The organism is Myroides oncorhynchi, from assembly GCF_020905415.1.
Classification (GTDB): domain Bacteria; phylum Bacteroidota; class Bacteroidia; order Flavobacteriales; family Flavobacteriaceae; genus Flavobacterium; species Flavobacterium oncorhynchi_A.
Genome location: NZ_JAJJMP010000001.1, coordinates 1,788,437 through 1,809,990, shown reverse-complemented (window position 1 = coordinate 1,809,990; position 21,554 = coordinate 1,788,437). Strand labels below are relative to the sequence as shown.

The following is a 21,554-nucleotide window of genomic DNA, read 5'->3' as shown; positions in this document are numbered from 1 at the left end:
ACTAAATATTCCACGAATGCTTAAACAGAGTCTACAACTTAAATTATCACAGAAGTTATCTCCTCAACAAATCCAGTTGATGAAGCTAATTCAGTTACCTACTTTAGCCTTTGAACAAAGGTTAAAAGAAGAACTAATTGAAAATCCAGCACTTGAAACAGGAAAAGAGAACGAATCAACTGAAGCAGATGAGTTTGACAACGACTTTGACGATTATGACAATGAGCGTATTGAAGCAGAAGACATCAATATAGACGAATATCTTAGTGATGATGAAACTCCTGAGTATAAACTACAGTCTAATAACTATAGCAAGGATGATGATGAATATGAAATGCCCATTATCGCTCATGAATCATTTCACCAAGACTTACTTAATCAATTAAATACTTTTATGCTAACAGAGGGCGATCGCAAGATAGCCGAGTTCTTAGTAGGAAGTATCGATGATATGGGGTATTTAAGACGTGAAACGCAAGATTTAGTAGATGATTTGGCTTTTACACAGGGTATTTATACAGATGAAGAAACAGTAGAAAGAATCCTGCTAATCGTACAAGAACTAGAACCAGCAGGTGTGGGGGCTAGAGATTTACAAGAGTGTTTATTGTTACAATTGAAACACAAAACACAAACTGATGCCATAGATTTAGCAACAGAAATTATCGCTGATCAATTTGATGCTTTTACTAAAAAGCATTATGATAAACTACTTCAAAAATATAATACTTCTAAAGAAAATTTGAGAAGTGCAATAGATGAAATAGAAAAGCTTAACCCAAAACCAGGAGGTTCATATATTGGCAATGACAGAGCTGTAGAGCATGTGATACCAGATTTTACAATTAAAATAAACGAAGGTGAACTAGAACTACTATTAAATGGTAGAAATGCTCCTGAACTTCATGTGTCTAAAGATTATCAAGATATGTTGCAGTCTTATAAAGAATCTGCTAAATCATCTAATTCTCAGAAAGATGCAGTACAGTTTATAAAACAAAAATTAGATGGTGCTAAATGGTTTATTGATGCTATCAAACAACGTCAAGAAACCTTATTTGTAACAATGCATGCAATTGTCGAATATCAACAAGACTATTTCTTAACTGGTGATGAAACTAAGTTAAAACCAATGATATTGAAAGATATAGCAGATTTAGTAGGTTTAGACATCTCTACTATATCGCGTGTAGCTAATAGTAAATACGTAGACACACCTTATGGTACAAAATTAATCAAAAACTTCTTTTCTGAAGCAATGGTTAATGACCAAGGTGAGGAAGTCTCTACAATAGAAATCAAAAAAATATTACAGAATATTATTGGCGATGAAGATAAGAAAAAACCTTACCCTGATGATAAGTTAGCAGATTTATTGAAAGAAAAAGGTTACCCTATCGCAAGACGTACTGTAGCTAAATATAGAGAACAATTAGATATCCCTGTAGCTAGAATGCGTAAACGTATCTAATCTATTATTACAAGAATGAGAAAAACAGCAAAATATTTTTCTTATATATTTCACCCTATATGTATACCGTTTTTAACAACGTTACTATACTTTTCATTTTCTTATTTCTATTTTAGTTCTATAGAGATCCTTATTATACTGTTTCAAGTTCTCACCATGACTTGTTTACTACCAATCTGTATCTACTATTTATTAAAATCAATAAGAATAATCAATACTAGTGTAATGGTTAGTTCTAGAAAAGAACGTATCATTCCGTTTATAATAAATATTATTTTACTTTTTATTCTAAAGGATTATATATTATATAACAATAGTGCTTATACAATACATATTTATTCTTGGGGACTAATGAATACTTATCTGTTACTTCTACTTTTTGCTTTATTAAAACAAAAAGCAAGTGTTCACATGGCAGTGCTTGCCACTTCCTTAATGTTTTATATTCATTTACTTATAGAATTTCAACGACCAAACATAATTGGATTAATTCTGTTTGTATTTCTCCTAGGCATTGTAGCTTCTTCAAGACTAGTGTTAAGAGCACATACATCAAAAGAAATTATTCAAGGATTCACAATAGGATTGTTACCTCCTATCTTATATATCTTTACTCATTACAGTACATAAAACATTACACCTACATTTAATGTCTTTAGTTTATTCTGATCCCACTTAAGAACTTCATCTTTATAAATATTATTCAAACCATAATATACATAAAAGTTCCATGTATTAAACCCTGCAGACAAATACATTCCATACAGCCATTTATTAAGTTTCTCATCATTATGAAACACTGCAGAATACTCACTAGTAGAAGTCTTAGTTCTATTACTTATTACATAACTAGCTTTGAACCCAAGATATATTCTCCAAAACTTATGACTATAAGGAGTAGAAGTACGCCATCTAAGTTCAATAGGAAAATCTATAGCATGTAAAGACAAGCTACTTTTTTTAAATGAATTCAAAATCACATGTTCTTGATCAGGCGTTATTCCTAAATTCCCTCTTAAGTTTAAATAAGAATAACCTACACCAGGAGCTATAGCTAGTGTTCTATCTTTATTAATAGGAAAGTCTCTTAAAAATCCTCCATTCATACCTATAGAAACAGAGCTAGGAGAATATCCAGCAGGTTTTCCCTGCATTAAAGTATGAGTTATACCCACGTAAAACTGATCTTCTCTATACTTAAGATCTATTCTGTTCAAAGAGTCATTCGTTACTGCCAATATCTCTTCACTTAATTCCTGAGCATAACTAGTCAATGCCGCAATTAGGAATGTGTAGATAATTACTAATTTTCTCATGTCTTATATATTAAAAAGAATACGTTAGCCCAACCCCAAGAGTTTGTTTAAACTGCATTTTTGGTCCTTCCATCACCTGAACATCATCTCTTATAACCTTTGTTTTTACATTATCATCATAAATCATATATGTACCAACATTAGCCCTAACATATTCGTTAACTTTCAAATCCAATTTCATTTCAAACATAAAATCAACATTCCCAAAATTATCAACATAATCACTATACAAAGTAAGTTTATGTTGATAAAACATATTTTTAAATATTTCTTTTTTCCATTCACTACTAACAAGAAAGCCGATTTCTGCTCTATATTTAGATCCCCTTCTAATTATATTGCCTAGATCATCCTTTTCTGCTTTTGTTACACCAAAAGCTCCTTGGTCAGCTAAATCTTGATTATTAACAAAAGTTGCTTTATGAGTAATTGGAGAAATATAAAATTTCATATCCGTTTTTGGATCAACATACTCAGCACCAGCCCCTACAAATAGGTAAGCAGGAGCAAACCACGTTGAAACAGGGTTATCAGTATTTGGATAATTATATCCATTAGTAAACTGAGTCTTAAAGTTCAATTTTGCAACATAATACCAATCAGAAATTGCAGAGGATCTATATCCAAATGTTGAATTAAACTCTAATACATCATCAGTTTTTCTAAGTTCTCTATCCGATTGTTTATTAATCCCATATCTAACATTTAAAAAATTATCCCACACTAAACGTCCTCTTATAAATTTACGTCCAAATTCACCTTTTACAAGTCCTGAAATAGAATTATCACCTCCAGCACTCCAATTCACAAAAGCAATTTGATTAAAGTCTAAACCTAGTCTATTCGTTTTCTCCCAATAGCCAATAATCTCATTGTTAATTGGCAAAACACTTAAATCAATATTGGGATTGTAATTCATCTTAATTTGATTAACCTTAGGCTTTTTTCTTTCTACAAACACTTCCGGTTTAAAGAAAGGCACTTCCCCCCTTACAGTACTTCCATAGGAGATACTACTACCACTATAATCTTTAGCTGGTAAGAACCCCATTAAAGGATTAAAAGGATTTTCTTGTAACGTCAAAGTATCTTTTTTAATCTCTTCAATAATATCCTTTTTATCGCTTGTTTCTTGGGCTACAGAATACCAACACCCTCCTAATACCATTAATCCTATAAAACATTTTCTAAACTTTCTCAAAACCTTAATTCTTTATAATTCCAATTAAACTTTCTATATCTATTCCACAATCTCGTTGTTGTTCCAAAACAGTTGCTTGTTCAATAAATTCATCTTTTACTCCCAATGTTTCTACAAGTAAACAAGGATAATTCTTCGATACAAACTGAGACACTAAACTACCAAAACCGCCAATAACTACACCATCTTCTATAGTAAATATTTTTTCATGCTCCTCACAAATTGCTTGAAGAGCCTTTTCATTCAATGGTTTGACAAACATAAAGTGATAATGAGACCATTCGTCATTATCTGCAACTTTCATAGCTTCAATAACATTATTTCCAATTGTTCCTACAGATATAAATACAAATTTATTCCCTTTTTTTATTTGAGTAACACTTCCTATAGTTATTTTTTCAAAAGGTAAGCGCCAATTATAATTAATATATCCTTTGCCACGTGGATAGCGGATAGCTAATGGGTAGTCTATCCCTAACTGTGCTGTATATAGCAAATTACGCAATTCTAATTCATTAAGTGGAGTAGCCATAACTATATTAGGAATACAATTTAGATAAGCTATATCATATACCCCCTGATGTGTCGCTCCATCTTCACCCACTAACCCTGCCCTATCTAAACAGAATACTACTGGCAGATTCTGTAAAGCGACATCGTGTATAACTTGATCATAAGCTCTCTGCAAAAAAGTAGAATATATCGCACAGAATGGTATAAGTCCTTCTGTAGCCATACCCGCAGCAAGTGTTACAGCATGTTGTTCTGCTATGCCTACGTCGATTGCTCTATCGGGGAAGGCATCCATCATAAACTTAAGCGAACTACCAGTCGGCATAGCTGGCGTGATACCTACTATATTCATATTCTCTTTTGCTAATTCCACTAAAGTCAAGCCGAAAACATCTTGAAACTTTGAAGGAAATTCGCTTTCTTCTTTCTTTATAAGTTCTCCTGTATCTTTATTAAACTTACCAGGAGCATGATATTTTACCTGATTCTCTTCTGCTTGTTTTAATCCCTTACCTTTGGTAGTAATAACATGCAAGAACTTTGGACCTTTGATTTGCTTTAAGCGTTCTAACTCTTTAATAAGTCGAGGAAGATCATGACCATCGATAGGACCGTAATAATCGAAGTGCAGTGACTTAATCATATTATTTGCACGTGGGTTCTTTCCTTCTTTCACTGAAGTTAAATAATCTTTAAGCGCTCCTACACTTGGATCAATACCTATCGCATTGTCATTGAGAATTACTAACATATTAGCATCTGTTACTCCTGCGTGATTTAATCCTTCGAAAGCCATACCTGAAGCAATAGAAGCGTCGCCTATCACAGCGATATGATGCCTCTCGTTTTCACCTTTTAACCGAGCAGCCAAAGCCATTCCTAAGATAGCTGATATAGCCGTAGAAGAATGTCCTACTCCAAAAGCATCATACTTACTTTCTTCTCTTTTTGGGAAACCACTAATACCATTTTTTTGTCTATTCGTATGAAAGACATCTCTTCTACCTGTTAGTAGTTTATGCCCGTAAGCCTGATGTCCAACATCCCAGACTAAATTATCTATCGGTGTATTAAAAACATAATGAAGAGCTATAGTCAATTCGACTACACCAAGACTAGCCCCTAAATGCCCCTCTTTACTAGCCACTATATCAATAATAAACTTGCGCATCTCTATTGCTAGATCAATAAGTTCTTTCACTGATAGTTTCTTGAGATCTTCTGGGGTACTAATATAATCAAGTAGTTTTTTATACATTCTAAATAAAATAAAAACAAAATTACAATTTTGTTTTTACTTTTGACTTTGCATTTATGTTAACACAATACAATGGACACAATTTTCACAGACGAATACTTTATGCGTATAGCCTTAAGCGAGGCAAAAGAAGCTTATCAAAAAGGAGAAATACCCGTAGGAGCTATCGTTGTTGCTAATAATCAAATAATCGCGAAGAGTCATAATTTAACAGAACTACTTCACGACGTTACTGCTCACGCAGAGATACAAGCCATATCGTCTGCAGCAAATCATTTAGGGGCTAAATATTTGAAAAACTGTACTTTATTCGTAACTTTAGAACCATGTCAAATGTGTGCTGGGGCTCTATATTGGAGTCAAATCACTAAGATTGTCTATGGAGCATCTGACGAAAAGAGAGGTTTTAAAACTATCGGAGGACAACTACACCCTAAAACGGAGGTCATCTCTGGTGTTTTAGATCACGAATGTGCTATGCTGATGAAAACATTTTTTGAAAACAAAAGAAAATAATAATTGACTACCGCTATGAAAATCAAAAACCTACTAATCCTTATTTGCTGTGCTTTTATAACACTGCAATCCTGTAAGAAAAATGGGGATCTCAATGTCAACCTATCCAATCCAAAACTATTTAGTGAGTATATACTAGCATTCACTGCTGGTGTTATCTCTACTAAAGACCCGATCGATATTAATATTCCAAAGAACTGGAAAAATTGGACAGCTAATGAAGAATTAGATAAAGATATCTTTACAATCACTCCTGCTGTTAAAGGTAAAGTAATTTATCTACCAAATGACGTAATCCGTTTTGTCCCTGAAGAGAGATTAAAACAAGACCAACGTTATAATATTACTTTTCACTTAGGCAAAGTTACAGAGACAGAAGAAGCTCTAAAAGACTTTACTTTTATGGTAATGACTGTTCCACAGACTTTCCACACTGATTTATTAGATCTTCAATATGTCAGTGATACTGAATATGTACTTAATGGTACACTGACTACTAGTGACTGGCTAAGTACTGCAGATGCAAAGAAGATATTGTCTGCAGTGCAAGATAAAAAGAATTTAGACATCAAGTTTAATACTGATGATAAACAAGAAAGTAAAGAGTTTAAGTTTACCATTAATAAGATAGTTAGAAAGGCTGATGAATCTACTTTAGAGGTGTCTATTAATGGAAAAGCAGTAGATAACTCCGCAAAAAGTACAGATGTATATACTGTACCTAGACTTAATGATTTCTATCAATTCAGAGTAGAACCTGTAGAAAATGATCCACAGGCTTTCTGGATTAACTTCTCTAACCCCATTAAAAAGAATCAAGACTTCAGCGGTTTAATCGACTTAGAGAATAACGACGCTAAACTAACTTTCTCTACTGATGGTAACGTACTAAAAGTTTTTGCTGACAAAGCACTACAAGATAAAGTTCTTGTAAGGGTGAGTTCAGGAATCCAAGATTCTAAAGGAAATAAAACACTAAATTCGCAAGTGTACGAACTAAACTTTGGAACACTTAAGCCAGATGTTCAGCTTATTAATAGTGGTACAATCTTACCTAGCTCTGAAAACTTAAAGATCAACTTCAAAGCTACTACATTAAATGCTGTTGATGTTAAAGTTTATAAAGTCTATGAAAACAACATATTGCAATTCTTACAAGAGAATAATCTTGATGGTAAGTACAGCCTTTACAGAGTAGCTGACCCTATAGCGAAGACTACAATAAAACTGACAAACCCTAATCCGAATGCTTTATTAAAGTATAACAACTATGCGCTAGACCTATCTACATTGATAAGTCCAGACCCTGGTGCTATCTATAGAGTAGAGTTTTCATTTAAGAAAGCTTATTCTCTTTATGACTGTTCTAATAGTGAATTAACGGAAGAAGAGCAAGCTGTTGAAGAAGAAACGGATGATACTGATGAGATGGAAAGCAATGATGAGTACGATGATTATGAGTATTACTACTATTATAATTGGGAAGAGAAAGACAACCCTTGCTCTACTTCATACTACCATTACCACGAGAAAGCAGCTACTAATGTATTAGCTACTGACTTAGGTGTAATCGTAAAAGGAGGTAATAACAATATCTATACAACAGTAGTTACTAATCTAATCACTACTGACCCTGTAGCTGCTGCTACTGTCGAATTCTATACATTTAAACAACAACTAATTACTTCTGCTAAGACAGATACTAATGGTATACTAACTGTTAACCTAGAGAAGAAAAAACCTGCTTTTGTCATTGTTAAAGATGACAAGAACACTACTTATGTCAAGATAGATGAGGCGAACTCTTTATCGATGAGTAATTATGATGTAGATGGAACTACTTTAGTTAAAGGAATTAATGGTTTTATCTATACAGAACGTGGTGTATGGAGACCTGGTGATAATATATACCTAGACTTTATTTTAGACGATCTAGCAAACCCTCTTCCAGCTAATCATCCTATCAAACTTACTTTCTCTGATCCATTCGGAAAGGTAGTTGATAAAGTGGTGCAAAAGAAAAATACAAGTAACCACTACTCTTTCCTACTTAAAACAACGCAAGAATCTGTAACAGGTAATTGGCAAGCTGTAGTAAGTGTAGGGGGAGCTAAGTTCTACAAGCAAATCAAAGTTGAGACAATAAAACCTAACCGTTTAAAAATCAAAAATAACATTGAAGGAAAAACAGTTTACAACAACGGAAATAGCGTTGGTATAGACTATAACGTACAATGGCTTCAAGGTAGTACAGCTAAGAATCTTAAAGCTGAAGTAGCACTTAAACTACTTCCTCAAGCAACTACATTTGCTGACTATAAGTCATATTCTTTCTCTAATAGTTTAAGTTCTTCTAGTACACAAGAATCTAATGTTTTCTCAGGAACGACGAACGGTTCAGGAGACTTTGACTTCCGTGTAAGTATGAATAACATTCCTGAGAATACAGGTATGCTTAAAGCTATTTTCACGTCTAAAGTATATGAGAATGGTGGTGATGTATCTACTGATGTATCTACTGCTACTATTTCTCCTCATAATACTTATGTAGGGATTAAAGCACCTGAAGCAAATAAGTATGGATATTATGAAACTGATAAGCCGTTAAATTTCTCTTTTATCACATTAAATGCACAAGGGAAAACGAAATCTCATGATATCGACGTCACTGTCTATAGAAAAAAAGGCTACTGGTGGTGGAGCTCTAATAATGATGGAGCATCTAGTTACAGTAGCTCTGATTACTACTCAGTATATAAAGAAACTGCTGATTACACAACGTCTTCTAACGGTACGACCTCATATTCATTGACTATACCAGAACAAGATTGGGGTACTTACGAAATAGTGGCTCGTGACAAATCAGGTAAACATATAGCATCATCTGTTGTATATGTAGATTATCCTTATTGGTCAGGTAAAACGAAGCACTCGCAAGGAAAAGAAGCAACAGTATTAGCTATCGCTACTGATAAAAAAGATTACAATACTGGTGAGAAGATTAAACTTTCATTCCCTTCTAGTGAGGGGGGAAGAGCTTTAGTATCTGTAGAGAACGGATCTAATGTGATCGAAACGCATTGGGTGAAAACACAAAAAGGAGAAACAACATTTGAGATTACGACTACAGAAGCTATGGCGCCTAACGTGTACATCAATGTATCTGCGTTACAGCCTCACGCGTCTACAGTAAATAACTCACCAATACGTATGTATGGTATCGCGCCTATCAACGTATATAATAAAAAGACAAAACTAGAACCTATTATCACAATGCCTGATAAACTTAAACCTGAACAAGAATTTACAGTTCAAGTAAAAGAGAAAGCAGGTCAGAAGATGACATATACTATCGCTATTGTTGAAGATGGTTTATTAGACCTAACTAGATTTAAAACACCTAATCCTTGGAATAACTTCTATAGTAAAACTGCTCTAGGTGTACGTACTTGGGATATATATGACAACGTCATCGGTGCTTATGGTGGTGCTATTAACCAAGTATTCAGTATCGGTGGTGATGAGGACTTAGGTGCTGGTCAGGTGAAAAAAGCAAACAGATTTAAACCTGTAGTTATTCATTTAGGCCCATTCGTTCTTGACGGAGGGAAAACAGGTACTCACAAGATAAAACTACCTAAATATATCGGTTCTGTACGTGCTATGGTGGTTGCTTCTAACGTAGCGAATAAAGCCTACGGTACTGTAGAAAAAACAGTAAAAGTAAACAACCCACTGATGATACTAGGTTCTCTTCCTAGAAGAGCTGTCCCTGGAGAAAGAATAACATTGCCAGTCACTATCTTCGCTATGGAGAAACACGTAAAAAATGTTACTATAAAGGTTAAAACAGATGATAAATTCCAGATTCAAAACAATGCTACTCAAACAGTAACCTTTGATGAACCAGATGAAAAAGTAGTGTTTTGTGAGTTAGAAGTAATGCAAAAGACAGGAATTACTAAAGTAGAAATAGAAGCTACCTCTGGTAATGAGCGTGCTAGTTATGTAGTAGAGATGGATGTATTAAATCCAAACCCTGTTACAGTTAGAACTGAAGATATTGTATTAGAACCAAATAGCACTAATACTATTGAATGGGAGCGCTTTGGTGTTACAGGAAGTAATAAAGCTACATTAGAGCTATCTACATTTCCTGGCATCAACCTTACTTCTAGACTAAACTATTTAATCAGATATCCTCACGGATGTAGTGAGCAAGTAACTTCTGGAGCATTCCCGCAGATATTCTTAGAAGACTTAGTCTTTGTAAGTAAAAGCAAAAAAGAAAGCTTACAGCGCAATGTGAATGAAGCTTTAAGAGTATTAGCTCAACGCCAATTAACAGACGGAAGTTTTAGATACTGGAGTAGTGATTCTTACTCAGATGACTGGACTACTTCTTATATTCTACACTTTATGTTAGAAGCAGAGAAGAGAGGTTTTGCACTGCCGATAGGAAGTAAAGCGAATGCTATCTCATACCAACAGAATGCTGTAAAACAGTGGTCATATAACAGTCGTTACCAAAATGACTTGGCTCAGGCGTATAGACTGTATACTTTAGCACTTGCTGGTAATGCTGATTTAGCTTCTATGAATAGGCTTAGAGAAACAACTAGTCTATCTAGTGATGCGAAACTGCGTTTAGCTGCTGCTTATGCCTTAGCTAACCAAAGAGATGCTGCTGTGAAACTAATCGCTAATGCGCCTTTAGTAGAGAATAACCAATCTTACTATTACTACTACGGTTCATATGAGCGTAGATTAGCAATGGCATTAGAAACATTGATCCTTACGAAGTCAAATACAAAACTAATGCACGAATATGCTAACCTACTTGCCAAGCGTTTAGGTTCTAATAGTTGGATGAGTACACAGAGTACAGCTTACGGATTAAACGTAATGTCTACTTATGTGAAAAACAATAAATCAGCAGAAGGTATCAATGTTGATTTCACTAATAACGGTACCTCTACTAATGCACTTACTAAAAACAATATGTATGAGTATGACTTCAAGTCTATCGCTGCTAATAATGAAGTAAAACTTGTAAATAAAAACAGTTCTACTGTATATGCTAGAATTGCTTACAGTGGTATTCTTCCAGTTGGTAAAGAATTGGTGGAAGAAAGTAAGCTAAGTGTTCGTACTGCATACAGAACACCAGGAGGTCTGGCGCTTAACCCAGTATCATTATCACAAGGTACTGAGTTCGTTGCATTCATTACTATTACTAATAGTAGTACTACTAGCGTAGACAACATAGCGCTTACTCATATCGTTCCATCTGGATGGGAGATTGTAAATCTTAGATATACTGAGGCAGGAGGAGATAATAATCCTGTTAGACACACAGATATTAGGGATGACCGTACTAACTTCTACTTTAGCTTAAACGCTAACGAGACGAAGACACTACGCGTTACACTTAATGCTTCTTATTTAGGTAAATATTATTTACCAGGTGTACACGCTGAAGCAATGTATGACAACTCTTACAGAAGCCGTACAGCAGGTCAGTGGATTGACGTAACAAACTAATAGATTGTAAATAATTAAGTAAATACAGGGAATCAAGATTCCCTGTATTTTTATTTTATATGAAGATTAAACCGAACTTTAACTGGAAGACTTGGTCCTTAAAAAAGAAAATTAAGGCAGTCATCCTATTGATATTAATTATTCTATACTATTTCTCATTGCCTTCACAGCTTTTCACTAAGCCGTATTCAACAGTTATAGAGAGTAGTGATAATAAACTATTAGGCGCTCAGATAGCTACAGATGGTCAGTGGAGGTTTCCAGAAGTCGACTCTGTACCCTATAAATTTAAGGAGTGCATAGTAGCCTTTGAGGATGACTATTTCTACTACCACTGGGGACTTAACCCTGTGTCCATGGCCAAAGCCTTTAGTGCAAACTTAAAATCAGATAAGATAGTTAGAGGAGGAAGTACACTTACACAGCAGACCATACGTCTAGCTCGTGATGGTAAGAAGAGAAACTATGCTGAAAAATTAATAGAAGCTATACAAGCTACTCGTTTAGAGTTTAAATACAGCAAAGATAAAATACTTAGACTATATGCCTCACACGCTCCTTTCGGAGGTAATGTCGTGGGGATAGATGTGGCAGCTTGGCGTTATTTTGGAACGACACCAGAACATCTGTCATGGGCAGAGTCTGCTACATTAGCAGTATTGCCTAACGCTCCTCGTCTTATCTATCCAGGTAAGAATCAAGAGACTTTACTTAAGAAAAGAAATGCGCTGCTAAAGAAACTACTAAATAAGAAAGTCATAGATGAGAGTACTTATCTCTTAGCTCTAGAAGAACCATTACCTCAGAAACCACATGAGCTACCTCAAATGGCTCCTCACCTACTTCAGTATATATCAAAAACTAATCGTCAACAGCGTAACAATACTACAATAGATTATAATATACAACAAAGGGTAAATGACATCGTCAAAGGGTATTACTTTAATTATAGTCAATCTGAAATCTATAATATAGCTGTAATAGTCATAGATGTAGAAACGCGTAATATTATCAGTTATGTAGGAAACACCCCTACTACAGTAGATCATCAGAAAGATGTAGATATTATACACGCGCAGAGAAGTACAGCGAGTATAATCAAGCCTTTCTTATATGGAAGCATGTTAGATGATGCAGAATTACTACCTAAATCTTTAGTAGCAGACATACCTGTAGTTATTTCTGGATATAAACCAGAGAATTTTAATACCTCATATGAAGGGGCCGTACCTGCAGATGAAGCATTGTTTAGATCATTAAATATCCCTTTTGTACTTATGTTACAGAAGTATGGAGGGTACAGATTTTATAACCAACTTCAGAATCTTGGTTTCAAATCAATTAACAAACACCCTAACCACTATGGACTCTCACTTATCTTAGGTGGAGCAGAGAGTAATCTATGGGAAATCACAAGAGCCTATACAGGTCTAGCCTCTACATTAAACTATTACAATACTTCTAAAGGAAAATATAGAAGTAATGAAATACAAAATCTAAACTGGAATAAAGATATCCACTTAGACTTTGGCAAAGATACGAATGAGAAGACCACATTAGGCGCAGGAGCTATTTATAACACATTTAAAGCACTTACTCAGGTTAATCGACCTGAGGGAGATGAAGCCTGGAGATATTATGACTCCTCTCTTAAAATAGCTTGGAAGACTGGAACAAGCTTTGGCGGAAGAGATGCTTGGGCAGTCGGAGTAAATAAAAAATATGTAGTAGGTATATGGGTAGGTAATGCCACGGGGGAAGGGCGTCCCTCTATTAGTGGAGTGAGAATGGCTGGGCCTATTTTATTCGATGTGTTTAACTTACTACCACGTAGTAACTGGTTTGGACAACCTTTAAATGACCTTGAAGAAACAGAAGTCTGTATACAATCAGGTTATTTAGCAGGACCTAATTGTCCAAAGCGAACAGACTTGGTACCACATAGAGAGAAGAAAACGGAGTTATGTCCATATCACAAATTAGTTCACTTAGATCTAACACAATCTTTTCAAGTAAACAGCATGTGCGAATCACTAGATAATATCGTTAATCAGCCCTGGTTTATTCTACCTCCAACAATGGCACATTATTATAAACGTCATTATAGTAACTATAAAGATCTGCCACCATTTAGAGCAGATTGTATAAATACGAATGGGCAGAGTGCTACTGAGTTTATTTATCCGAAGCACAACGATCTTATCTATCTAACGAAAGACTTCTATTCTAGAGTACAGCCCTTTATCGCTAAAGCGGCTACAACTACACCAGAGAACAGATTATTCTGGTATTTAGACGAACAATTCTTAGGAGAGACCTCTTTATATCATGAACAATCAATAATAGCCGAACCAGGAACACATTACTTAACTATAGTAGATGCAGATGGCAATAGTAAAACGATACAGATTACACTAGAACTAAGTATAACTAAGTCAAAATAAATACAAAAAAACCCGTTAATCCTAGATTAGCGGGTTTTTATTTATTCTGTAAGTTCATTTCCTTTATCATCTAAAAAATGGTATTCTAGATACGTGTAAGCGTCACGAGGAACTATTTTTACCCATTTCTTAAACTCTAAGTACCACTTAGCTCTAATCGATGGGATTCCTTTTGTCAAATAAGCAGCCACGAATGGATGAGTATTTAAAATAATTTTTTTCGACTTATCTTTCGAAATAATATTTTCTAGGTCAGCCTTTATTTTGTCTATTACAAGGATTGGAGCGTCGATTTCACCATGTTCATTAGGGTCCTCTTCTCTCGTTTCTATGTTGACTTCAGGTCTAACGCGTTGTCTAGTGATTTGGATTAATCCAAATTTACTAGGAGGCAAGATTTTGTGTTTTGCTTTATCATCACTCATTTCCTCTTTTAGAAAATCGTATAGTGTCTTTCTATTTTCTGGATTTCCCATATCAATAAAATCGACTACGATAATCCCACCCATATCTCTCAATCTTAATTGTCTAGCTATCTCAGCAGCAGCAATAAGATTTACTTCAAGAGCGGTATCTTCTTGAGATTGAGCTTTGTTAGAGCGATTCCCACTATTTACATCTATCACATGCAATGCTTCTGTATGTTCTATGATAAGATAAGCACCTTTACTCATAGATACGGTACGTCCAAAAGAAGTCTTAATCTGGCGTTCGATATTGTATTTCTCGAAAATCGGAACTTCTAGTGACTGATAGTGTTTCACAATAGAAACTTTCGAAGGAGCTATTTCTTGCAAATAGTCTTTCGTCTGAAAGAACATATCTTCATCATCTGTAACGATACCAGTAAAAGTATCATTAAACACATCTCTAAGAATAGAAGAGGCTTTATTAACTTCTCCAAGTACTTTAGAAGGATGATGAGCTACGCTTAGCTTTCTACACATATTGTTCCAGCGAGTCATTAAGTTTTGCAAATCTTTATCGATATCCGCAACTTTCATACCCTCTGCCACAGTACGCACGATTACTCCAAATCCCTTTGGTTTAATTGTTTGAAGAAGTTTCTTTAAACGTTCTTTTTCTTCTTTAGACTCTATTTTTTGAGAGATAGAAATTCTATTAGAAAAAGGAACAAGAACTACATAACGTCCAGCTATAGATAGCTCAGAACTAATACGAGGTCCTTTAGTTGAAATAGGTTCTTTAACGATCTGAACTAATAAAGACTGATTAGCGCTTAATACATCACTAACCACTCCATCCTTATCAATTTCTTCTTCAAATGGAAAGTTCTTTAGAGAGTAATCTTTTAATTTACCTCCGCTTACAAGTTTAGTGAACTTCAATAAAGTTCGAAGGTTAGGACCTAAATCGTGATAATGCAAAAATGCATCTTTCTCAAATCCTACGTGAACAAATGCAGCATTAAGTCCTGCTACAGGCTTTCTAATCTTGGCAATAAAAATATCACCTACTTGAAAACCATCATCTTCACTCTCTTCTCTCTCTTGATGTAGTTCAATTAGTTTTCCATCTTTTAATAAGGCAAAATCTACTGTTTCAGAATTCGACCTAATAATTAGCTCTTTATTCACACTGTACATTTTTATCCATACTCATTCATTACAAAGTCTATGCAGACCGAACAAGTTTGTATAGATGGATTAAACATCAATATAGATATTACTATCTAAAAAACTCACCTTGCTATCAAGGCAAGTTTTTTGAGTATTCTTTTTCTACTAAAAGAAAAAAGTAGTTTTAAACTACTTTTTCTTTTTGTGACGGTTAGCTCTCGCTCTTTTCTTACGTTTGTGCGTAGCTACCTTATGTCTTTTTCTTTTTTTACCACTTGGCATAATGTGTGTAATTTAGAGATTAATAAATTATTTTACTTTTACTTCTGTGTTTGACTTTACGCCTTCTACAAACACCTTAGCTGGTTTGAACGCAGGAATGTTGTGTGCAGGAATTCTGATTGTTGTGTTTTTTGAGATGTTTCTTCCTGTTTTTTCAGCTCTAGTTTTAATAATAAAACTACCAAAACCTCTTAAATACACATTCTCACCAGCTTCTAGAGATACTTTTACTTCGTCCATAAAAGATTCTACTGTTGCCTGTACCTCACCTTTTTCAAGCCCTAATTTTTCTGAAATTTTAGCTACAATGTCTGCTTTCGTCATTTTAGATATAAATATTTTGTTGTTGTCTGATATTTTTAGAGTGTGCAAATATATTAATTTATATCCCAATAATTCAACCTTAATTGATTAAAATTTAAATATATAAAGTTTTAAGTTTGCATTCAATACTTTTTACAATGATTTTTTCTAACAAACTCATTACTTGGTATTTAGAAAACAAACGTTTTTTACCATGGAGAGAAACTAAAAATCCTTATGCTATTTGGTTATCGGAAATTATCCTACAACAAACGCGAGTAGCACAGGGATTACCCTATTTTGAAGCATTTTTAAACACTTATCCAACAGTATCTGATCTAGCTCATGCACCAGAAGATGATGTAATGAGATTATGGCAAGGCTTAGGTTATTACAGCAGAGCTAGAAACTTACATACTACTGCAAAAAAAGTCGCTAATGACTTAAATAGCATCTTCCCTAACAATTATAAAGACTTACTTACACTTAAAGGTGTTGGTGAATATACTGCTGCGGCAATTGCATCAATAGCTTTTAACGAAGTTGTACCTGTAGTAGATGGAAATGTATTTAGAGTTCTATCTAGAGTCTATGGGATTACATCTGATATTTCTACCAATACTACTAAAAAAGAATTTCAAGCACTAGCAGCTACGCTAATCCCACAGCATGACCCTGCTACCTTTAACCAAGCCATAATGGACTTCGGGGCTACACAATGTACACCTAAGAGCCCAAACTGTTCGATATGTCCTTTTAATAAAGAATGTATCGCTTATGCAACTAATCAAGTCGCTACTTTACCAATCAAACTGAGTAAAATAAAAATAAAAAAAAGATATCTAGACTTTATTATATTACTAGACCCAAATAACAATACGATAATAGAACAGCGAACAGCAAAAGATATATGGCAACAGTTATATCAATTTCCTGTGATAGATAATTTTAAAAACAATGCTGAAAACATATCTTCTGAATTAAAAGAAAAATATGCTTCTACACTTGATATAACAGAAATTAACCTTCTCACAGAGACTCCGATAATCCATCAATTATCTCATCAGAAATTACACATAAATTTCTGGGGAGTAAGCGTAAAAGAAATAAACAACAACAGAATTGCATGGGAAGATTTAAATAAATTTGGTTTTCCAATTGTTATTCATAACTTTATTAAATCCTTAGATTTAAAAACACTAACATATTAACACTATGAACGGCACCCTAAATAAAGTTACACTTATAGGTCATCTAGGTGATAACGTAAAGATGCATTACTTCGAAAATGGCAATTGTATAGGACGCTTTTCGCTTGCTACAAATGAAGTCTATGTAAATAAAACATCTGGCGAAAAATACACTTCTACCGAATGGCATAACTTAGTGGTAAAGAATAAAGCTGCTGAAGTATGTGAAAAATATCTCTCTAAAGGTGACCGTATATACGTAGAAGGTAGAATACGAACTCGTCAATGGCAAAGTGATGATGGCATCTCTAGACAGACTGTAGAGATTATGGTAACTGAGTTTATGTTTTTAGACACTAAAAAGGAAAGTGATTACAAAACAAAAACTTCCTTTGAAGAAGATAAAAAACAAGCTATAGATAATTTTAATATCCCTAAAGAGACTAATAATGATAATCTACCGTTTTAATTAGGTTACATATTTAGGTTAGAACACTAAATGACAATCACTGAAATGAGAATCCCTATTATAACTACCATATTATTATTAACTCTATTCACATCGTGTAAAGAGGAGTCTACCCCTAAACCTAATGCTTTCTTAGCTCTAGATTATCCTAATCAAGAGTACACAACCTATAAGAACGCTAATGGATTTGAGTTTAGCCAGAATAAATGGTCTACTGTAAAAGAAGGAAAGAATAGCTCTTTAGAGATACATTATCCTCAAATGAAGGCTACAATATTTATTAACTACAAACCAGTAGAAAACAACATCAATTTGCTATTAAAAGACGCACAAAAACTAACTTACGAACACTTCGTAAAAGCAGACGAAATCATCGAACAACCATTCATTAATACTAAAGATAGAGTTTATGGAATGTTCTATAACGTAGAAGGCAATGCGGCAACTAATGTACAGTTCTACGCTACAGATAGCGTTAAAAACTTCTTAGTAGCCTCACTATACTTTTATGCTAAACCAAACTTCGATTCTATATTACCAGCAAGCGAGTATGTCAAAAGAGATATGCGCAAGCTAATAGAGACACTACAATGGACAGAGAAACAACAATCATCTCCTGTCCACCCCTAAAAAACCAAGAACATCTCGATTTTTTTATATTTAAATGGAATTAGCTATAATAGTTAATTCCATTTTTTCGTATCTTCTTTCAGTTGAATCCATAGTGACAGTATAGTAAATCCATAGTGACTCCATTAAAAAGGCTGTTTTAATGGACTCACTATGGACTCACGCGGATGAAAAGTCACAAAAAAAACGAGATAAATCATAGAAGATCTATCTCGTACATTATTTGCTTTTATTTCAACTTTTTTCTCCGTTATTATCAGAAATAAAAAAGGAAAAAATTCTCTCTACCTACCTATTTTACACTACTAATATTCGCTTTATCTACTTGATAAATACCATTAGCAATCTTTTCTACTGTCTTTACTAAAGAAGTTACATCCTGTTTAGCATCATCAAACTCTACTACAGCCGTCTTCGTGTCAAAGTCTACATGAGCACTCTTCACTCCATCTAGACCAGCTAATTTTCCTTCGATTAACTTAGCACATCCGATAGCACATGTCATTCCTTCTATCTGAAAAGTAGTTTTCTCCACAGTACCAGCCATTTCATTTGTACTAGTCTGAGTAGTTACCTCTTTCACTTCTACCTCTGCTTTATTTTCATTTTTACACGATGCAAATAGCACTGTCCCTAACATTACTACTACAAATGATCTAAGTATATTCATCTCTTTATTTTTTAATAAGTAATCTTTCACTGCAAAAATAAAAAAAGCAACTGAATGTTCAGTTGCTTTTTCAATTCTATTATTTAGATAATCAATTATTTAAAATCCGCTTCAGCTACTCCTTCGTTGATTTTAACCTCTTTCACTACATTTATTATTTCTATACCTACATTCATCACTTGCTTATAAGGAACTTTAACCCCTTTTACTTCTTTATAATCCTCGTAAGTAGTGGTAATACTCATTACTTGTCCGCCTTGTTCTTGAGAAGTTACACTAGATACTTTAAGTCCAGACTCTACGTCATAATAAGACACTGTCTTACCTACTTTAATACCTACAGCTTGCTTACCATTTACAGTTTCTACTCCTGTTACTACAGCACCTTTATCTTGCTTAAGTTTTAATTCTGAGAACGGAGTAGCTTCAGCTTGTAATGCTTTTAACTCCTCACCTTTCATCTCTATTTTTTGTCCTTGAGCCATTACGAATGCTTCTTTAGGAGTCACCACTTGTTTAGACATTGTATTTCCCATCATTTTTTGTTCTGATAGTAAATATCCCTCTTTTACCTTAGTGATAGACTCTAATTGCATCCCCTGTACTTCCGCCACGCTGCTTATCATGATAGACTTTACTTCTGCTAACTTCTTCTCTCCACCAATAGCATTAATATACTTGTCTGCAATAGAAGATACAGTAAGTCCTTTAGCTGCTAGATCTTGACCTGATGTAGGTTTTGCGACTTCCTCTGCTTCTTTAGAGAAATACTTTATATCATATCCTAGACGTTCTAATCCAGGTAACACATCACTTCCTTTACCGACGATAACAATACGCATATTATCTTTTAAGAAATACTTTTGTGCTGCTTTCTGTACATCTTCTACAGTAACAGCATTAATATTTTTAATATAATTTTCGTAGAAATCAGCAGGTAATTTATATAACTCCTTATATAATGCATACATAGCTACGGTAGAAGGTTTTTGGATTTCCATCACAAAATTACCAACATATTTAGCTTTAGCCAATTTAAGCTCATCCGCTTTCACAGGAGTTGTACGAATAAGGTCTATCTCTTTTATAAATTCAGTAACTGCACTATCCGTAACTACGTTACGAACAGAAGCTCCAGCTCTAAATTTACCAGGATAATTACGTGTTGTACCCACCGAAGAGTAAGCGCCATACGTCCATCCATGTGCTTCACGCAAGTTTAAGAAAAGACGTCCTTCTCCTCCGCCACCTAGGATTTGGTTAGCCAAAATAGCAGCAAAGTAATCTTTATCACTCATCTTTAAATCAACCTCATTTACTAATGCTATTTCTGACTGTACGGCATTAGACATATCAACGAAATTAATCTCTGTAGCATTAACATTGCCTTTATAAGCAACATCTTTATACTGTGTATTTGTCTTACTCCATCCATCAAACAGACCGCGAACAGCTTTCTCCGTTTTCTTATAATCAATATCACCTACTATTACTAAATAAGCTTTCTCTGGTGAATAATATTTCTTATAATACTCTTGTACATCAGCAAAAGTCACATTACTTAATGTCTTCTCAGTTTCGAATTCTCCAACAGGAGTTTTCTTTCCATACAGCACTGCACTCTCAACTCTTCTAGCAATATTCGTAACACTGTTCTCACCAGACTTCACTCCCTCGATAGCTTTAGCCTTAGCTTTGTCAAATTCTTCCTGTGTAAGCACTGAATTTAATGCACCATCGGCAAGAAGATTTAAAATAGTTTCATTGTGTTTTGATAACCCATTAGCAGATGCACCTCCAGAATGAAAGTTAATACGTGCCCCTAAGAAATCTATTTCCTCTTGAAACTTATCTTTATTCATCTTCTTAGTTTCGTTACCTAACATTTCAGATAAAATAGATGATACCCCTGCTTTATCTCCATCATAAACTAATGGATTATCTATAGTCAATGTATATGATACACGAGGTAATTTAGTGTTTTGTACAACCATAACTTTCATTCCATTTTTCAATGTAAAAGTAGTTGGCTGACCAACATGCACAGCAGGAGCAGGGCCAGCAATAGGTTGTTTTCTATCTTGTGCTTGCATTTCTAATGCTGCTAAAGCAAAAACTACACTTGCAGCATAAATATATATTTTCTTCATTTTTGTCTACAATTTAA

General features: G+C 34.3%; 15 protein-coding genes. 8 read left to right on the top strand and 7 right to left on the bottom strand.

The genetic code is table 11. The features are described from left to right. Nucleotides 1-16: 16 nt before the first annotated feature. Nucleotides 17-1,471 (top strand): RNA polymerase factor sigma-54, encoded by a 1,455-nt coding sequence (rpoN, locus tag LNQ81_RS08015; protein ID WP_229945737.1) that lies wholly within the window; start codon nucleotides 17-19, stop codon nucleotides 1,469-1,471. Between the two features lie 225 nt (nucleotides 1,472-1,696). Next, nucleotides 1,697-2,101 (top strand): hypothetical protein, encoded by a 405-nt coding sequence (locus LNQ81_RS08010; RefSeq protein ID WP_229945735.1) that lies wholly within the window; start codon nucleotides 1,697-1,699, stop codon nucleotides 2,099-2,101. On the opposite strand, the gene LNQ81_RS08005 is transcribed toward LNQ81_RS08010, so the two are convergent. From LNQ81_RS08005 to LNQ81_RS07995, 3 genes are read right to left on the bottom strand one after another with little or no spacing between them, the layout of a single operon-like run. Further along, nucleotides 2,089-2,787 carry a porin family protein gene (locus LNQ81_RS08005; protein ID WP_229945734.1) on the bottom strand — a complete coding sequence of 233 codons (699 nt, stop codon included), beginning with the start codon at nucleotides 2,785-2,787 and terminating at the stop codon, nucleotides 2,089-2,091. The genes LNQ81_RS08010 and LNQ81_RS08005 overlap by 13 nt on opposite strands. 10 nt (nucleotides 2,788-2,797) lie before the next feature. Continuing rightward, nucleotides 2,798-3,988 carry a DUF3078 domain-containing protein gene (locus tag LNQ81_RS08000; protein WP_229945733.1) on the bottom strand — a complete coding sequence of 397 codons (1,191 nt, stop codon included), beginning with the start codon at nucleotides 3,986-3,988 and terminating at the stop codon, nucleotides 2,798-2,800. 4 nt (nucleotides 3,989-3,992) lie between these two features. After that, nucleotides 3,993-5,759, bottom strand: a complete 1,767-nt coding sequence (locus tag LNQ81_RS07995) for a 1-deoxy-D-xylulose-5-phosphate synthase (protein WP_229945730.1) — start codon at nucleotides 5,757-5,759, stop codon at nucleotides 3,993-3,995. A 72-nt stretch (nucleotides 5,760-5,831) separates the two neighbouring features. Here LNQ81_RS07995 and LNQ81_RS07990 point away from each other — a divergent pair, with 72 nt between their 5' ends. Genes LNQ81_RS07990 through pbpC form a run of 3 tightly spaced genes read left to right on the top strand, consistent with a single transcriptional unit; the run spans nucleotide 5,832 to nucleotide 14,263 of the window. Continuing rightward, the gene (locus tag LNQ81_RS07990) at nucleotides 5,832-6,275 is read left to right on the top strand and encodes a nucleoside deaminase (protein ID WP_229945728.1); all 444 of its coding nucleotides are present in this window, start codon (nucleotides 5,832-5,834) and stop codon (nucleotides 6,273-6,275) included. A 15-nt stretch (nucleotides 6,276-6,290) separates the two neighbouring features. Next, a complete protein-coding gene (locus LNQ81_RS07985; protein ID WP_229945725.1) occupies nucleotides 6,291-11,819 on the top strand; it encodes an alpha-2-macroglobulin family protein in 5,529 nt (1,842 codons plus the stop codon). A 59-nt stretch (nucleotides 11,820-11,878) separates the two neighbouring features. Next, a complete protein-coding gene (gene pbpC / locus LNQ81_RS07980) occupies nucleotides 11,879-14,263 on the top strand; it encodes a penicillin-binding protein 1C (RefSeq protein WP_229945723.1) in 2,385 nt (794 codons plus the stop codon). A 41-nt stretch (nucleotides 14,264-14,304) separates the two neighbouring features. Here the strand turns inward: pbpC and LNQ81_RS07975 are convergent, their stop codons facing one another. Further along, on the bottom strand, nucleotides 14,305-15,861 hold the full coding sequence (locus tag LNQ81_RS07975) for an Rne/Rng family ribonuclease (RefSeq protein WP_229945722.1): 1,557 nt from the start codon (nucleotides 15,859-15,861) through the stop codon (nucleotides 14,305-14,307). Between the two features lie 291 nt (nucleotides 15,862-16,152). After that, the gene (locus LNQ81_RS07970; RefSeq protein WP_038986039.1) at nucleotides 16,153-16,449 is read right to left on the bottom strand and encodes an HU family DNA-binding protein; all 297 of its coding nucleotides are present in this window, start codon (nucleotides 16,447-16,449) and stop codon (nucleotides 16,153-16,155) included. A gap of 137 nt (nucleotides 16,450-16,586) precedes the next feature. Between LNQ81_RS07970 and mutY the strand changes: the two genes are divergently transcribed. The 3 genes from mutY to gldD are packed head-to-tail and all read left to right on the top strand — an operon-like array spanning nucleotide 16,587 to nucleotide 18,717. Continuing rightward, nucleotides 16,587-17,639, top strand: coding sequence for an A/G-specific adenine glycosylase (mutY, locus tag LNQ81_RS07965; protein ID WP_418887951.1), 1,053 nt, complete (start codon nucleotides 16,587-16,589; stop codon nucleotides 17,637-17,639). A 4-nt stretch (nucleotides 17,640-17,643) separates the two neighbouring features. Continuing rightward, nucleotides 17,644-18,087 carry a single-stranded DNA-binding protein gene (locus LNQ81_RS07960; RefSeq protein WP_229945718.1) on the top strand — a complete coding sequence of 148 codons (444 nt, stop codon included), beginning with the start codon at nucleotides 17,644-17,646 and terminating at the stop codon, nucleotides 18,085-18,087. A gap of 30 nt (nucleotides 18,088-18,117) precedes the next feature. After that, on the top strand, nucleotides 18,118-18,717 hold the full coding sequence (gene gldD, locus LNQ81_RS07955) for a gliding motility lipoprotein GldD (RefSeq protein ID WP_418887950.1): 600 nt from the start codon (nucleotides 18,118-18,120) through the stop codon (nucleotides 18,715-18,717). Nucleotides 18,718-19,009: 292 nt separating this feature from the next. On the opposite strand, the gene LNQ81_RS07950 is transcribed toward gldD, so the two are convergent. Together LNQ81_RS07950 and LNQ81_RS07945 are read right to left on the bottom strand one after the other, a co-directional pair. Continuing rightward, entirely contained in the window at nucleotides 19,010-19,387 is a 378-nt protein-coding gene (locus LNQ81_RS07950) for a heavy-metal-associated domain-containing protein (protein WP_229945717.1), read from the bottom strand. A 95-nt stretch (nucleotides 19,388-19,482) separates the two neighbouring features. Beyond that, nucleotides 19,483-21,537, bottom strand: a complete 2,055-nt coding sequence (locus LNQ81_RS07945; RefSeq protein ID WP_229945715.1) for a M16 family metallopeptidase — start codon at nucleotides 21,535-21,537, stop codon at nucleotides 19,483-19,485. Nucleotides 21,538-21,554: the final 17 nt, after the last annotated feature.